This is a genomic window from Marinobacterium rhizophilum DSM 18822 (assembly GCF_000378045.1).
GTDB lineage: Bacteria > Pseudomonadota > Gammaproteobacteria > Pseudomonadales > Balneatricaceae > Marinobacterium_A > Marinobacterium_A rhizophilum.
Genome location: NZ_KB899094.1, coordinates 231,383 through 247,127 on the forward strand (window position 1 = coordinate 231,383; position 15,745 = coordinate 247,127).

At 59.9% G+C, this 15,745-nt stretch carries 15 protein-coding genes; 3 read left to right on the forward strand and 12 right to left on the reverse strand.

The window, feature by feature from the left end; translation table 11 throughout:
* Positions 1 to 49: 49 nt before the first annotated feature.
* From F451_RS0108685 to F451_RS0108725, 9 genes are all read right to left on the reverse strand, one after another.
* Positions 50 to 1,723: a pyrroloquinoline quinone-dependent dehydrogenase gene (locus F451_RS0108685; RefSeq protein WP_020680974.1), complete on the reverse strand. Its 1,674-nt coding sequence runs from the start codon at positions 1,721 to 1,723 to the stop codon at positions 50 to 52.
* A gap of 162 nt (positions 1,724 to 1,885) precedes the next feature.
* Complete coding sequence (locus F451_RS0108690) at positions 1,886 to 3,466, reverse strand: GMC family oxidoreductase (RefSeq protein WP_020680975.1); 1,581 nt, start codon at positions 3,464 to 3,466, stop codon at positions 1,886 to 1,888.
* 2 nt (positions 3,467 to 3,468) lie between these two features.
* Positions 3,469 to 4,023 (reverse strand): twin-arginine translocation signal domain-containing protein, encoded by a 555-nt coding sequence (locus F451_RS0108695; protein WP_020680976.1) that lies wholly within the window; start codon positions 4,021 to 4,023, stop codon positions 3,469 to 3,471.
* Between the two features lie 84 nt (positions 4,024 to 4,107).
* Positions 4,108 to 4,830: a lipoate--protein ligase family protein gene (locus F451_RS0108700; protein WP_020680977.1), complete on the reverse strand. Its 723-nt coding sequence runs from the start codon at positions 4,828 to 4,830 to the stop codon at positions 4,108 to 4,110.
* 5 nt (positions 4,831 to 4,835) lie between these two features.
* Positions 4,836 to 5,528 carry a 2-oxo acid dehydrogenase subunit E2 gene (locus F451_RS0108705; protein WP_020680978.1) on the reverse strand — a complete coding sequence of 231 codons (693 nt, stop codon included), beginning with the start codon at positions 5,526 to 5,528 and terminating at the stop codon, positions 4,836 to 4,838.
* A gap of 76 nt (positions 5,529 to 5,604) precedes the next feature.
* Entirely contained in the window at positions 5,605 to 5,838 is a 234-nt protein-coding gene (locus tag F451_RS0108710; protein WP_020680979.1) for a biotin/lipoyl-containing protein, read from the reverse strand.
* Between the two features lie 80 nt (positions 5,839 to 5,918).
* Positions 5,919 to 6,938, reverse strand: a complete 1,020-nt coding sequence (locus F451_RS0108715; RefSeq protein WP_020680980.1) for an alpha-ketoacid dehydrogenase subunit beta — start codon at positions 6,936 to 6,938, stop codon at positions 5,919 to 5,921.
* A 75-nt stretch (positions 6,939 to 7,013) separates the two neighbouring features.
* Positions 7,014 to 8,000: a thiamine pyrophosphate-dependent dehydrogenase E1 component subunit alpha gene (locus F451_RS0108720; RefSeq protein WP_020680981.1), complete on the reverse strand. Its 987-nt coding sequence runs from the start codon at positions 7,998 to 8,000 to the stop codon at positions 7,014 to 7,016.
* Positions 8,001 to 8,226: 226 nt separating this feature from the next.
* Positions 8,227 to 8,853 (reverse strand): response regulator transcription factor, encoded by a 627-nt coding sequence (locus tag F451_RS0108725; RefSeq protein WP_020680982.1) that lies wholly within the window; start codon positions 8,851 to 8,853, stop codon positions 8,227 to 8,229.
* A gap of 443 nt (positions 8,854 to 9,296) precedes the next feature.
* On the opposite strand from F451_RS0108725, the gene F451_RS0108730 reads away from it, so the two are divergent.
* Positions 9,297 to 11,207: a sigma-54-dependent Fis family transcriptional regulator gene (locus F451_RS0108730; RefSeq protein ID WP_020680983.1), complete on the forward strand. Its 1,911-nt coding sequence runs from the start codon at positions 9,297 to 9,299 to the stop codon at positions 11,205 to 11,207.
* Positions 11,208 to 11,319: 112 nt separating this feature from the next.
* Positions 11,320 to 11,898 (forward strand): hypothetical protein, encoded by a 579-nt coding sequence (locus F451_RS0108735; RefSeq protein ID WP_020680984.1) that lies wholly within the window; start codon positions 11,320 to 11,322, stop codon positions 11,896 to 11,898.
* An 82-nt stretch (positions 11,899 to 11,980) separates the two neighbouring features.
* Here F451_RS0108735 and F451_RS25140 read toward each other — a convergent pair whose 3' ends face one another.
* Both F451_RS25140 and F451_RS0108745 read right to left on the reverse strand, forming a co-directional pair.
* Positions 11,981 to 12,490 carry a hypothetical protein gene (locus tag F451_RS25140; protein ID WP_156826416.1) on the reverse strand — a complete coding sequence of 170 codons (510 nt, stop codon included), beginning with the start codon at positions 12,488 to 12,490 and terminating at the stop codon, positions 11,981 to 11,983.
* Between the two features lie 43 nt (positions 12,491 to 12,533).
* A complete protein-coding gene (locus F451_RS0108745) occupies positions 12,534 to 13,649 on the reverse strand; it encodes an extracellular catalytic domain type 2 short-chain-length polyhydroxyalkanoate depolymerase (RefSeq protein ID WP_205623994.1) in 1,116 nt (371 codons plus the stop codon).
* A 647-nt stretch (positions 13,650 to 14,296) separates the two neighbouring features.
* On the opposite strand from F451_RS0108745, the gene F451_RS0108750 reads away from it, so the two are divergent.
* Positions 14,297 to 14,818, forward strand: a complete 522-nt coding sequence (locus F451_RS0108750; RefSeq protein WP_156826417.1) for a hypothetical protein — start codon at positions 14,297 to 14,299, stop codon at positions 14,816 to 14,818.
* A 30-nt stretch (positions 14,819 to 14,848) separates the two neighbouring features.
* Here F451_RS0108750 and F451_RS0108755 read toward each other — a convergent pair whose 3' ends face one another.
* A complete protein-coding gene (locus F451_RS0108755) occupies positions 14,849 to 15,610 on the reverse strand; it encodes an ABC transporter permease (protein WP_020680988.1) in 762 nt (253 codons plus the stop codon).
* Positions 15,611 to 15,745 lie beyond the last annotated feature (135 nt).

Below are 15,745 nucleotides of genomic sequence, written 5' to 3' on the forward strand. Positions count from 1 at the left end.
GCTGCCCCGGGAGCCCGCGGGCTCCCGGGGTTTCAGGCGTTGAAACGGATCAGTCGGCCAGGGTGAAGGCCACCAGTGCTGCGCCGCCTGGCAGGCCGCTGACCTCGGGGAAGGCGCTGGCCATGAAGCCGGGGGCATGGGAGCCAAAACCGGTGGCGGCGAGAATGTACTGCTTGCCATTCACCGCATAGCTGACGATACCGCCACGCAACCCGGAACCTGCGTTGAAGTCCCAGACTTCCTGGCCCGTTTGCGCGTTATAGGCATGGATAATGCCGCGCGGATCGCCGTTGAATACCAGGTTGCCGCCGGTGGTCAGCACGCTGCCAAGTCCGGGCAGGGGGTAATCGACGCTCCATTTCAGCTCGCCGGTAATGGGGTCGCGTGCATCGAGGCGGGCGGATGCCTTTTTGCCGGGAGGCGGCACTGCCACCAGCTTGCTGACCCCGAGGTAAAGCCCGGCCATGCCGACGTTCTCGTGTTCCTGCTGGGCCGGTACCACCTGGTTGCAGACCTCCATGGCATTGGTGTACCAGAGTCCGGTATCGGGGTTGTAGGCGCCATGGTTCCAGCTGCGTGCGCCGAGCAGATAAGGGCAAACGGTCGTTTCCTCGCCTTCAGGCATGTCGATGCGGCCAATAAGGGCACCGGTTTTCTTGTCGATCCCCTCGGCGAAGTTAATGTTTTCTGCCAGTGGCCAGACGTTCTCCAGCGTGCCGGTATCTTTTTCCAGCACGAACACAAAGCCACTCTTGTTGAGGTGGACCAGCAGGTCCTTGCCGTCACGTTTCAGGCTGATGGCCTCGTAGGCGGAGTCGAAATCCCACACATCATGGGGTATCTCCTGGTAGGCCCATTTGAGGCTTCCGTCCTTGGGCGAAAGCGCCAGCAGGCTGGCACTGTGCTTGTTGTCGCCCTCGCGCTCGGCGCCGTAAAAGTCCGGTGCGGCATTGGCCGTGCCGATGAAGATGGTGTCACTTTGCTCATCATAGGTGCCGGGCAGCCAGGCGCCGCTGCCGCCCACCTCGCCGGAATCGCCCGGCCAGCTGGCGGGGTTGTCCTTGTCGAGAATATCGAAGGTCCAGGCTTTCTCGCCGGTAATGGCATTGACTGCATAGATCTTGCCCTGGGTGGGCTGGTCGCCGCCGGTGGTGCCACCAAACAGAATGTCGCCGGCCAGTTGCGGCGGCGATGAGAACAGGCAGCCGTAGCATTCCCTGGGCTCGGTGATCTGGGTGGACCATTTTTCCTTGCCGGTTTTCTGGTCCAGCGCGATGAAGCGGCCGTCCAGTGAGCCGATATAGACATTGCCGTGCCCCACGGTGACGCCGCGGCTGGCGGCCACGTAGAACACCTCGTAGACCACCTCGTCCAGATCCGGCTGGTAATGCCAGATCTGCTTGCCGCTGGCGGCTTCCACGGCGAACACATTGTTGTTGGGACCGATGTAATAGACGATGCCGTCAATCACGATGGGGGTTGCCTGCAGTCCCATCTGGATGTCGCCGGGCTGATGAATCCAGGCGACCTTGAGGTTCTTGATATTGTCGGGGCTGATCTGGTCCAGCGGACTGTAGCGCCAGGCATTGGAAGTGCGGTGGTATTGCGGCCAGTTGTCCGGGTTGTCGGCGGCGGGCACGCCGGCCTGGGCGCTCTGGGGGGCGCTGAGCAGAGCCGCTGAGCTGAGTGCCGAGATCAAAAGCAGTTTTTTCAGTGCACGCATGTAAAAGGCCTCGTTGTAATTTTTGTGAGGTATCAGGTTTTAAATGTCACGCGACAGGCGTGGAAAGCCGCGCCCGGGGCATTTCACCCTGGGCGTTGCTGTTCACGACGGGATTACAAGGGCGCGCGGCGTGCGCGCCAGGATGACCCTGGAGGTCGGGTTCTAAAGCAGCTGTTTTTTCATTTGATCGGCGATGTAATCGGCCTGGCGGATCGCCAGCGCGACGATGGTGAGGGTCGGGTTCTCGGTGCCACTGGAGGTGAACTGGCTGCCATCGGAGACGAACAGGTTGCTGATCTCGTGGCTCTGGCCCCAGCGGTTGACCACACCATCACGGGCGTGCTCGCTCATGCGGTTGGTGCCCATGTTGTGACTGGCCGGGTAGGGCGGCAGGTTGTTGACCTTGATGGCGCCGATGGAGTCGAACAGCTCTTTGGAGCGGTCATAGGCATGGTTGCGCATGCGGGTGTCGTTGATATGGTCGGTCTTGTACACCACCGGCACGGGCAGGCCGTACTGGTCCTTCTCGGTGGGGTGCAGGGTGATGTTGTTGGACTCCACCGCCATGTCCTCGCCGCAGATCCAGAAACCGGCCATGTTGTCGTAATTGGCCAGCGAATCGGCCAGTTCACGGCCCCAGCCACCCTTGCCAGGCTTCAGGAAGGCCGACATGAACGGCAGCCCCAGGTGAAGAATTTCCAGCTCGTAGCCGGCCATGTGTCCGCGGCTGGGGTCGTTGTCTTTCCATTCATGGACGATGCCGGGCACCACGGTGCTCTTGTACATGTGCACCGGTTTTTCGAACTCGGCGTAGACACCCCCGGTGGTGTGGGTCATGTAATTCTGACCGACCTGGCCGGAACCGTTGGCCAGGCCATCGGGGAACATCGACGAAGCGGAGTTGAGCAGCATGCGCGGCGACTCGATGGAGTTGCCGGCCACCGCCACGATGCGGGCCTTCTGCAGCTGCTGGTTGCCATCCTGGTCGGCATAGAGCACGCCGGTGATCTTGCCAGTCTTGTCGTGTTCGATACGCAGCACCATGGACTGCGGACGCACCTCGACATTGCCGGTCGCCTCGGCCTTGGGAATTTCGGTGTACATGGTCGACCACTTCGCGCCGATCTTGCAGCCCTGCATGCAGAAGCCATTGACCTGGCAGGGCGGGCGACCATCGCGCACTTCGGTATTGATGGCCAGGGTGGCCTGTTCGCATTTCGCGCCAATGCGTTTGGCGCCTTCAGCCACCACCTTGTAGTGGCTGCTCTGACCATGGAACGGCATGCCGGTGGCTTCGGTGCCGCAGACGCCCATTTTCTTCTCGGCCTTGACGTAATAGGGCTCCAGTTCTTGCAGCGTGATGGGCCAGTCCAGCACGTTGGCACCCGGAATCACGCCATTGAGGGTTTTCATCTTGAACTCGTGTTCCTGAAAGCGCATGGCTACGCCGGCCCAGTGCACCGTGGCACCGCCCACGCCCTTGACGATCCAGGCCGGCAGGTTGGGGAAGTCTTTTGCCAGGCGCGCCGGGCCTTCGACATAACGCTTGTCGAGCCAGGAAATCTTGCCGAACATCTTCCACTCGTCGTTTTCGATATCGTCCATCTTGAAGCGCCTGCCGGCTTCGAGCACCACCGACTTGATGCCTTTCTGGGCCAGTTCGTTGGCCAGGGTACCGCCGCCCGCGCCGGAACCGATGATGACAACCAGGCTGTCGTCGTTGAGATCAAATTTAGTAGTCATGTTCAGACCTCCTCGATCCAGTCGTTTTTGTCATAACCGCGGTTCACGTAGCCGCCTTTTTCCCAGGCCGAGCCGCCATAGCCGAAGCGGGGCCAAAGTTCCTGGTTGTTGTAGATACCCATCATCAGGTCGCCCTTGATCTTCTGGAAAAAGGCGGTGTCTTGCATCGCCTTGAGTAGCGTGACGCGATCGGCTTCACTGGCCACGTCCAGGTAGGCTTTGGAAAAAACCTTTTGCGCCTGTTCATCCAGCGTGGCAACGCCGTCTTTCAGCAGGGCCGCCAGTTCCTTGTCGGCTAGCGCGCTCTCGGCCAGCGGGCTCAAGACCTGGGCGTAGTATTTGTCTTCGAGCCTGTCGTGGGGGAAGACATCGCGGGCCATGCGCAGCAGGGTGGCGCTGGCGTGATCGCCCACGGCCTTGGCGGCCCAGGCGGCAGGGGAGAGCAGCGTACTGCCAAGGGCGCCGACACCGATGGCCGCAGCGGAACTGCGGGCCAGAAAGCGTCGGCGGCCGAGGTTGGGCTTGGTGCTGGAATCAGCAGATTTATTCTTATTCATGTAGCCTCCTTCGATCGGTGCCCCGGCGAAGTGTCAGGGTACCGGTACTGCGTGGGTTTGCGGTTGTGAATGAATCGCAGCAGCTCAGGCTTGCAGGCACGTGGCGAACCTGTGCAGGCTGTGCGCTATGAGTGGGTAGGGGCTGGCCGGCAACAGTTCGGCCAGGGACAGGTGCAAGGCCGGATCGATGCGCTCGGTCATGCCGCATTCGGCATAGAAGCGGTTGCCGGCCTGCCACAGCGGTGCAAGGTTCTCGTCACACAGGATGACGGCATGGACCAGCACGGCGAACTCGTCCGCCGCAGCCCCCGTGTGACTCGACATCTTGCGCCAGCGCTGGGCGGTGCCGGCGAGTTTGCGTCCGTCCACCACCAGGTTGTAGTCGCCGTCGCAAAAGGCACCCTGGACCGAGGCGCAGTACGCATCGATACCTGCATCCTGCAGACAGTCGATGAGCGGCTGGCACAGGCGCAGATAGCTGTCGCGAATGGCCCCTGGCGTGCGGCGCTGGCGAAAGGCCAGGGCGACATTGATCAGCCCGGGCGCCTGGGGTGTCAGGTCGCCGCCGGTGTCCCGTACCACGACGGGCCAGCCTTCGGCCTCAAGCGTTTCACTTGCCTGTGCAAAGGCCGGCCTGTGGCTAAGTCTGCGCGGTACGACGAGGGCCTGTTCGCAGCGCCAGAGCAGCGTGCCCGAAGGGCGTTCTCCCTGAACCACGCTCTCGAGCAAGGCGAGTTCCTGGCCCAGCCCCTCAAGCGGGCTGAGGATTACGTCGTCGGTCTGGTGGGTCGGCACTGCGCTCGCCATGGTGTTCACCCCTGTTCGATCTGTTCGCAAAGGTCGCTGAGGAAGGCCGCTGCGGGGCCGCCGTCCAGTGCGCGGTGATCAAAACTCAGCGACAGCCCCATGATGCGGCGCACACTGATTTGACCATCCGCCATGACCCAGGGTTTTAGACGGGTTTCGCCGATACCAAGAATGGCGATCTGGGGCAGGTTCACGATGGGCGTGAAGTGACGCACCCGTGACAGGCCCAGGTTGCTGACGGTAAAGGTGCCGCCGGTCATCTCCGGCACGCTGAGCTTGCCGCTGCGGGCGCGGTTTTGCAGTTCACGCCGGGCCGCGCTGCGCTCCGTCAGTGACAGGGCGCAGGCATTGAAAAGGGTGGGTGCGACCAGCAGATTGCCGGGCAGCGCCATGGCCAGACTCAGGTGTACCGAGGGGTTGAGCTGTATCTCCCTGCCTTCAACACGTCCATTGACATCGGGGTGCCGGGCCAGAGTTGCGACCACGGCCTGGGCGACCAGGTCTTCAACAGAGACCTTGATGTCCTGCTCGGCCAGGCGGGCCTTGGTTTCAAACAGTGCGGTGGCGTCACAGTCAGCATGGTGGCTTAACTGCGCCGCCTCATCGAGGCTTTTGCGCATGTTGTCGGCGATCATGCCGCGTACACCGCGTAGTGGTATGACATTGAGGCTGGGTGCCTCGGATGCTGTGATGGACATTATTATTCTCCGGCTCGGGTGACGGGGCAGTAGCCCTGCCACCCTCGCATCGTTGCACTGGCGGGCTTGGCCTGTATTAGCCGATATGGCCGATCAGTTCGCCCTTGGCGATAACGTCGTCGACATCCTTGATAATTTGCAGCGCGCCACTGGCGGGTGCTTCCAGTTCATACTGGATTTTCTGCACCATGAGCTCGGCGATCACATCGCCCTGTTGTACAGGACTTCCTTCGCTGGCGAGCCAGGCAGTGATCACCGCCTCGCTGTCTTCTTCCCACAGGGTCTCGGGTACACGGACTTCAGTACTCATGTTAGCGGGTCTCCATTTATTGATAGGCGGCAATGATTGTTTGGGTGCTGAGGCTACCGCTCGAAAGAGCGATGAGCGCTTTAGCCATTCGTCATTTTCTCAAACGCCGCGATGATCTTGTCGGCATTGGGCAAGGCCCATTGTTCCATGACGGGGGTAAACGGAATGGGAATGTCTGGATAGGCCACGCGCTGCGGAGCGGCCTTGAGCACGACACCCTGTTCCACGACGCTGCTGATGATTTCGGCGCTCATGCCGTAGCTCTGGTAGTCCTCGTCGACCACGATCAGGCGACCGGTCTTGCGCACTGATGCCAGCACGGTGTCGCGGTCCAGCGGCACCAGGGATCGCAGGTCCAGGACCTCGGCGCTGATGCCGCGCTCGGCCAGCGTGCGGGCGGCCTTGAGGCTGTGATGGACGCCGGAGGTGATGCCCACCAGGGTGACATCGCTGCCCTCGCGTACAATGGCGGCTTTACCGATGGGTACTTCATAGGCTTCTTCCGGCACATGGACGATGGCGTCCTTCTCGGTGCCCAGCCAGCCCATGCCCTGCAGCGCCTTGTGGAACATGAAGATCACCGGGTTGTTGTCGCGGATGGCGGCGGTCATCAGACCCTTGGCGTCGTAGGCGTTGGACGGTGCCACCACCTTCATGCCTGGCAGATGGGCGAAGGTGGCATGCAGGCACTGGGAGTGCTGGCCGGCATCGCTGTAGCCGCCACCGGTGGAGGTCATTAGCACCACCGGCACGGGGGTTTCACCGCCCGAGAAGTAGGTGTTCTTGGCCATCAGGTTATAAATGGCATCGAAGCAGACGCCGAAGAAGTCGACGAACATCAGTTCGACAATGGGACGCATGCCGTCGGAGGCCGCGCCCACGGCGGCACCCATGAAGGCGGTTTCGGAGATGGGCGTATCGCGCACCCGCAGGGAACCGAATTCGTCGTGCAGGCCGCGGGTGTTACCGAACACCCCGCCCAGCGGCCCGACATCCTCACCCATGACGAACACCTTGTCGTCGATCCGCATTTCCTGGGCGATGGCCTCGGCCATGGCGCGGGCAATGGTGAGCTTGCGTTCTTTAGTGGCAACAGTCATTTGCTGCTCCTTATTGTTTTGGGAATAGTCTGTGCTGCGAAACCTGTTGAAAGTCGCAACGTCGGCGCGGCCGGATTACACGAAGACCTTTTCCAGCGCTTCTTCCGGCGCCGGGAAGGCACTCTCCCGGGCGAAAGCGATGGCGGCATCCACGCGGGCGTGGCAGCGTGCTACCAGGGCGGCGTCGTCGCTGCTAGTCCAGCCGTGTTGTGCCTCGAGGTGCGCGCGCAGCTTGGGAATCGGATCCTTGGCAAAGAGGGCGTCTTTTTCCCCTTCGGGGCGGTAACCTTCTGCATCGCCCATGAAATGGCCCGCCAGGCGGTAGGTTTCGATTTCAATCAGGCTGGGGCCTTCGCCGCGGCGGGCACGCTCGATGGCCTGTCCCGCAACCTCAAACACGGCCAGCGGATCGTTGCCGGGAATGAAATGCCCCGGCATGCCGTAGGCGGCAGCACGCTGGTCATTGCGTTCGATGGCAGTGGAGCTGCTCTTGGATACGGAGATGCCCCAGGCGTTGTCCTCGATGACGAACACCACCGGCAGTTTCCAGACAGCGGCCAGGTTCAGGGTTTCATGGAAGGCGCCCTGGTTGGCGGCACCTTCGCCCAGAAAGGCCACAGCAACGCCGTCCTTGTTCTGCATCTGGCGGGACAGGGCAGCGCCGACAGCCGGGCCCATGCCCTGGGCGATGATGCCCGAGCAGGAGAAGTTCACCGCGGCATCGAAGATATGCATGTGACCGCCGCGCCCGCCCGAAAGGCCGGTTTTCTTGCCAAATATCTCGGCGGTCATGCGGTCGAGGTCAACGCCCTTGGCGATGGCGACATGGTGCGGGCGGTGGGTGGAGGTGACGACATCAGAGGGCGTCAGGTGGGCGCAGACACCGACCGCGCAGGGTTCCTGGCCATTGGAGAGGTGCATCTCGCCGGGAATCGGGCCCTTGGCCATGTTGAAGGCGGGTGTTTTGCCTTCCATGTAGATCGTTTCGATGGATTCCTCAAAGTAGCGGCTGATGAGCATGTGCTCGTACATCCAGAGTTGTTGTTCTTTGCTGGGCTTCATGGAAACCACTCCTTTTATTCTTGCTGTTCGAATGGCGGCTCAGGTGTTGGCTGATGCCTGTAGTAAGTAAAGCAACCGCCATGCCAGTTTTGTAAATTATTGATTTTATTAACTATTGTGGGTTTTCATCCATATTCTGCCATCCATGCTGGGACAGGCTGTCGCGACGGCTGCAGCAGGTCTGGCACAGACTGTCGCGCCCTGACACAGTGCTCTGGACCCTGGCTCAGGCGGACAACCTGAGCTGCTGCACACTCATGGCCAGACGCGTACGATTGCTGATATCGAGTTTGCGAAAGATATTGCTCATGTGGGTTTTCACCGTGTGCACGCTGAGATTCAGACTGTCCGCGATCTGCTTGTTGGCCAGGCCCTCACCAAGGGAGTTCAGCACCTTCAGCTCGGTGGTGGTAAGCCCTTTCAGCGAAGGCGGGCTCAACCCGGCCGGGCTTCGGGGGCGGGTCAGCTCGATCCAGTCGGAGCCCTGGTGCAGCTCAAGCAGCGCTGCGCCAAGGTCCGCGGCACTCATCCTTGCGGGCAGCAGGCCGCGCACGCCTGAGCGGCGGAATTTGGTGATGAGGCCAGGATCTGTAACGGTACTGCATAGCAGTACCGCAGCCCCATGCTGCTGCACCAGATCGATCAGCTTGCACAGGCAGGACAGCCCGGGCAGGCTGTCGTCGAGCAGGAGCACGTCAAAGTCTGCGGCGGGCGACCAGCGTGCGAACAGGTCACGATAGGTATCGCAGTGGGTGCTGCGATAGTCGATGCGCTGTGCGTCGAGGGCGAGTTCGACGCCACGGCGATAGAGGGGCGACTGGTGGGCGATCAGGATATTCAGGGAGCGGGTCACGGGCGTACCTCTTCTTCTTGTTGTGAAGGGATCGCGCTGCATGGAAAAAGCGCGTTGTCAGGGCTCAAAGCAATATCTGAACCATGTCTTGCGCACGCGGCGGGACGGGCTATTGCGGGGCTTTTGGGCGGGATACAGTGTGTCCGGTGCGACGGACTGTCTCAGCGTTGTGTAGCAAAGGGTGTAGCAAAGGGTGTAGCAAAGGGTGTAGCAACCCCTGTCGCAGTGATGGTGCAGAACGGTTGTACAAAGGGCGCAAGGGTCTGGCGTTTTTTTCAGTCTGGTGTTGTACCAGGGGTGTATGGACAGTCACCTTGGCCTGGGCCTATGATGGAAAAGATAATAAAAATGAATTGAGGGAATAACCCTAATCTCCCATGAAAAGTCCTAATCCTCAGCGTAAACAGCCGGCATCGTCCGGTCACTCATTAGCCTGGCGGGGTGTGGCGCCGGCGCAGGCGGCCCCCGAAATTCTCGGCTCCTGGCAGCGCTGCATTGAAGACTACCAGCTGGACCCTGAACGGAATCTGCGGGCGCCTCGCCTGAGCGATAGCGAGGTGCGCCAAGCCCGTGGTTTGCAGGACAGTCTGCTGCATTCGGCAGAACCCGTGTTTGAACGCCTGCGATATCTGGGCGGCAATTCCGGCTACTGTGTACTGGTCACCGATGCCAGCGGCATTGTGTTGCGTGAATATATCGACTCTAACCGTGGCCAGGAGCTGGCTGAAAAAGGGCTGAGTGTCGGTACCGTCTGGAGTGAAAATCTGGTCGGAACCAACGGTCTGGGGACGTGCCTGGCTACCGGCGAGGCACTCACCGTGTATGCCGGCGAACATTTTGGCCGCGAGCTGCAGCGCTTCAGCTGTTCCACCGCGCCGCTGATCGCACCCGATGGCAATATCATCGGTGCGCTGGATATCTCCACCTATGCCCAGGGCGACAAGATCGGTCAGGGACTCGCTTTAAACCTTGTGTGCGATACCGCCGACCAGATCGAAGCCGCCATGTTTCGCCATGCCTTTGCGCGTCATCAGTTGCTGGCCCTGGTCAGCTCACCGCTGGCGGACGCCGGCCAGTCCAATGCGCTGCTGGCGGTGAACGACTCGGGCTGGATACTGGGCGCCACCTCGGCGGCGCTGCTGCAGCTGGGCGTGGCGGAACGCTGTCTGATCGTGGGGCAGGGGCTAGCGGTACTCACCGGTGCCAGTCTTGACGATGTGCAGCGTGCCCCCTGGTCCCTGGAACAGGGGCCGGGTAGCGGTTGCTGGTTGATGCGGTTGGCCGGCGAGGCGGTGCGCCGCACGACGCCCGCACCTGCGCCGGCAACATCGGTCAGCGCGCCCAGGCCCAGCCTCGATTCGCCACTGTATCGCGCGGCGGGCTCCGATCCGTTGCTGCAACGCAATGCCGATATCTGTCATCGGGTCTTGAACCGCGATATCTGCATTCTGTTGCAGGGCGAAACCGGCACCGGCAAGGAAGTCTGGGCCCGGGCGATTCATGACAGCAGCAGCCGGCATGACAAGCCGTTCGTAACCCTTAACTGCGCCGCCATTCCTGAGTCCCTGATCGAAAGCGAGCTGTTTGGATACAGCGCCGGTACCTTTACCGGCGGCCTCAAGGGGGGCAAGGTGGGCAAGATCGAGGCCAGTCATGGCGGCACGCTGTTTCTTGATGAAATCGGCGACATGCCTCTGATGTTGCAGGCCCGGCTGTTGCGCGTACTGGCCGAACGGGAGATTACGCCGTTGGGTCAGGTCAAGCCGGTCGGGATCGATTTGCATGTGCTCTGTGCCACTCACCGTGACTTGACCGAGGCCGTTGCCCAGGGCGAATTTCGTGAGGATCTGTACTACCGGATCAGTGGTGTGCGCATTGGGCTGCTGGCCCTGCGTGACCGGCAGGATCGACTGGCGCTGATCGAAAAGGTATTTGCTGAACTGCGCGAATCCAACCAGATAGCGATCGACGAACCCGCGCTACAGGTGCTCGGCAGCTATCACTGGCCTGGCAACATCCGCCAGCTCAAGAATGCATTGCAGTTTGCGTTGTGCATGTGTGATGGGCGCGCCGTTCGCATTACTGACCTGCCGGATGAGGTTTTTCCGCCTGCCCCCGGTGAGCCGGTGAACACCAATGCGATTGCTGCGCCACGTGCTACGGTATTGCCCCCGGACCGACTGGTTTCCCTGGTCGGTGCCGAGGGCGGGCAGGTTGAGGAGGACGAAAAGGCCCAGATTCTTGCCGCCCTGCAGCAGCATCGCTGGGTGGTGCTGCGCGCCGCCGAGGCGCTGGGTGTGAGTCGTTCCACTTTGCATCGCAAACTGAAGAAGTATGGTCTGAGCGAGACCTGAAATCGCCGCTACTCGCTGGATACTGCGGGCGTGTAGCGGCGACTGAAACCGTTTAATTGTTGCCATCATCTATCTGTATTAAAAGGAGTTTATGGTGAATTCTCAGGGAAGAGTGATACCTGCAATTGGATTTTCGCTGCTGCTGTTGCTGACAGGCTGCGCCGGCCTTGATGGTCTGGATCGGCAGGCCGGCAGCCAGGTTGAGGGCCAGGCGGCTCTCAGTGGTATTGATGGCATAGCCTGTGTAGGCCAAATCATCGCGCCGCCGCCCGGTATGGAGGTGGTATCAGATGAGGCACTGCTGCAGGATGCCCTGGGTGCCAGCGGCGAGGGCGAGCTTTGCGCGGGCCAGGTTCTGGTGGCGCTGGAACCGGTCACCGTATACAGGGTCTGGGACAGTGCGCGGGAGTATACCCGCTACGGCAGCTGGTGGTCGTTTCAGTTACCGGAAGGGCCGCGTCCGCAGTACCGGCAGGATAACAGCATCTGCCCGTCCTGGAGCGAACTGGATCGCATGAGTGCCTGTACCGTCAAGGTGGGTGCAAAGTTGGTGGTTGGTCCAGGCCAGAGTGCCCAGTGCAAACAGATGATCTACGCCAAATCCGCGACTAATCAGGTCTATATTCCCAACGATGCCCGTAATGACGTGCTGCATGTACAGGACTGCACTGCGGGTGCCGTCTGGCCATAAGCCGCAAGGCAGCCGGCAGGTGTTAGTGGCCGGGGCGAACAGACATTTTGTCTGGCCCCGGCGCGATTCACGCTTGCTTGACTCAGGTGGTGCTGAAGACCTGCAGGCTCTTTTGCAGCCAGGCGCGGTAGGCGGACTGGATTGCGCTCAGGCTGGAAGCTTCCTCGGTAGCATCGGCTTCATACTGCTTAAGGATGTCGAGGCTCGTCTCCAGGCTTGCGGCCAGCAATGCCTGTGGCGAGTCTGCTTCGTTGCCCAGGCCACTGAGCTTATCCGTGGATGCCTGGGTGGTTTTCAGAAAAGCGTTATAACCCTCCTGCAGTTTGCCAAGCGCCGCGATCTGGATGTCGGCCAGTTCGCCCAGGGCACCGACAAGCACTTCGGGATCAGCCAGTTTGCTGCTGGCCTTTACCCAGTCGGTTTTTTGGGCGGTCTCGAGTAGCTGGCCGGTAACCTGTATCTGGTCTTTCAACGGCGTAATGGCGTTCATCAGGATAAGGCTGTTTTGGCGGCTCTGGGCATAGTACTGGTTCCAGTGCTGCAGCGCCTCGGTCAGGCTTGGGTCGATCAATGGTGTCGTTTCAGTCTTCACGGTGTGTCTCCTGACAGTATTGTTAGCGTTGTTCATCTGAAGCTCAGTGGGAAACGGGTTCAGCAAGACGCTCGATCATGCGGTACACGGCACTGATCTGCGGTGCTTTGCGCGAATAGAAATCAGGCTCTGCCGCTTCGGGGGACGAATAGCCCCAGAAATCCCAGCAACCCTCGGGATTCAGCGGTGATCCATTGGAAGGCTGTACCTGCGGATAGAGCATGATGAGGTCATTGGCTTCCGCCATGTAGTTATACCCGGTCTGGGCATAGTACTTGTCGCCGATGACCGCGGCGCCCTGCTTGCAGCCGTGAAACACCACATGCACCGGACATTCCATTCCCGCCAGACAGGTGGCCGGAATATAGGCGTAAGCCGTATCACTCATGCTGGTGGTTTTCGAGTTGATAAACTCTGTCTGATCAAACTCGATCACTTTACTGCTGAGCAGTGTGGCGGGCGGCTGCATATCGGGGTAAATCTGGTCGAGAATACGGGTGGACTGCTCAAAGTTGCAGTCGTTGATATAGGGCGCTTCGGTTAATGGGCAGTCGGTAAATTCGCTGCTTTTGGTAATCAGCGCATGGCCGGCATCAACGCTGGTATCGTACTGGATCGAGCTGTCCGGTACCCCGACCGCTTCAAAGAATGCCTTGGTCTGGTCAACCACCGCGGTCGTCACCGTCTTGTCGTTCTGGCCACTGAAAATATAAATATGGTCGTCTTTCAGGTTATCCAGTGGTGCTATCTCGCCAGCCTCTGCCAGTGCTTCAGACAGCTTTACCAGCAGCGGCGTATTGGGACCGACCGCGGGCGTGAGTGGACTCATGCAAGTGGTGGTGGCATTGATGACCAGGGGGCTCAGCGACCAGGACTTGGAACACAGGTAGGGACCGCCGGCTACAACGCCAGCGCCTACCATGATGTCTGAGTAGGCCACATAAAGCTGCGACGTCATGAAGGCACCGGAAGACAGCCCCGACACCGATGTGCGTTTTATATCCGCGCCAACGGCGGGCAGGCCGGTGGCAAGGGCTGCACTGCTGGCCATCAAGGCAGCACAGGTCAACAGGCTGGCAAGGGTTTTCTGCAACCGCGGGTGTTTACTCCAGCCGGCCGGGTCCGTCTGGCGGTGACGTGAAACTAGAGCTGATTTCATTATTCTATCCTGTCCGTGGGGCGTTGAGTTTTCGCGCGGCTGCGCCTGGGTCTCAGCTTTTATAACGCACATGCAAAAAAAATTGTAGTGCTTTATGTCCTTGTCCGCATGAAATTAAAACATGTGATGAATCGCGCTAAATATTCGGAAATTTCCGAAATTCGGCACCTTTACTCGGCTTTTACGTTGATTATCAGCGAGGCATGGGCTTGCTGGCAGACTCATGCAACAGAATTGGTATGCTGAATGTTGCGCTGCATTATGTTCGGTGAGCTATCTTGAATGATACGCAGCGCCGCCGTGACAGCGTGGCAAGCACAGGGTGTAACCGAGTGTTCGAGGCCACTGTTAACGTGGCGCCTGAACACATATTGATCCGGCAGATTAATAAACGAAGCGCCAATACCTGAAACAGGGGGGGGCTGAATCATTGGCAGCAGGCCAAAGCAAGCGTCACAAAAACCAGCATATTCTGCGTATCTGCGCCTGCTTTTGTGGCGTGACGGACAAGTAGGCAGGGGACCTGTTTGTTCGCTTAGTTAAGCAAGGAGGCTGTTTGTCCGCCAGGGGATGAGGTGTCTGTGGTGAACCCGACGAGTATCGGTGGGGCCACGCCAGACCCGAAAACGTAGTGGGGAGATAGCATCATGAAACCCTATCTGGTTTTGGCCGCGGGTGCGGTCAGAAGGGTGGTTAAGGGGATGGCTGTAACCGTCATGGCAATGCTGAGCGTGGCGCTGGCGGGATTGGCGCCGGTGCAGGGCGAAACTGCGGTTGCGGCCTTGTCTGCCAATGAAGAGATGGCGCTTTTTGCCGCCGCAGGTTTCAAGATCGCCGGCAACGGGCAGTATCGGCGTTGTAACGAAGATCCGGTATCCCTGTCTTATCATCCCGGTCAGATGGAGCTGATGGACCTGAACGGCGACGGTCGCAGTGAGGCCTGGATCACTGAGCACAGTCTGTTCTGCTATGGCGACAGGGGGCAGTATTTCGTACTGCTGACCCGAGTGCCGGGCGGCTGGCAGCCCGTCCTCGAAGCGGTGGGCATTGCGGTGATCAAGGATAGCGGATACCAGGGCTGGCCGGACATCGCCATTGGTGGCCAGGACCTGGATGTGTCACCGTTGTATCGCTGGAATGGTAAGGCCTACGTGCGCAGCAATCCCTGAAGACTACCGCGCGACGGCAGGCGGGGATGTTCAGGATTTGATGCGGTAACCGGTGCGAAAGATCCAGCCGATGATGGTCATGCACAGGGCCATAAAGCCGAGTGTCATGCTCAGACTCACGGCAACATTTACATCGGATACGCCATAAAATGCCCAGCGAAAGCCGCTGATCAGGTACACCACGGGATTGAACAGGGTCAGGCTCTGCCAGGGCTCCGGCAGCATGTTGATGGAATAGAACGCCCCGCCCAGGAAGGTGAGCGGGGTGATCACCATCAGCGGTATGACCTGCAGCTTTTGAAAGTCGTCGGCCCAGATGCCGATGGCGAAGCCGAACAGGCTGAATGTAATGGCGGTAAGGATCAGGAAGGCGACCATCCAGACCGGATGGACAATGCTGTAATCCACAAACAGCCGCGAGGTTGCCAGTATCAGCAGGCCGAGAATGATTGATTTGCTGGCGGCGGCTCCCACATACCCGGCAACGATTTCAAACGGTGATACCGGGGCGGACAGCACCTCGTAGATGGTGCCGGAAAACTTTGGAAAGAAGATGCCAAAGGAAGCGTTGGAAATGCTTTCGCTGAGCAGCGACAGCATCAGAAGGCCCGGGATGATAAAGGCGCCGTAGCTGACGCCGTCGATGTCGCCCATACGGGCACCGATGGCGGTGCCAAATACGATGAAGTAAAGCGAGGTGGACAGTACCGGCGAGGCAATGCTCTGCATCAGGGTGCGCCCGGTGCGTGCCATCTCAAATTTATAAATCGCCGCGATGCCGTAAATATTCATGTGTGTTTCCGTAAGTGACTGATGCCTTGGCGAGGTTGATTGGTAATCTCGGTGCGTGGCCGAATGTCAAACTTATAGATCGCCGCGATGCCGTAAATATTCATGTGTGTTTCCGTACGTGACTGATGCCTTGGC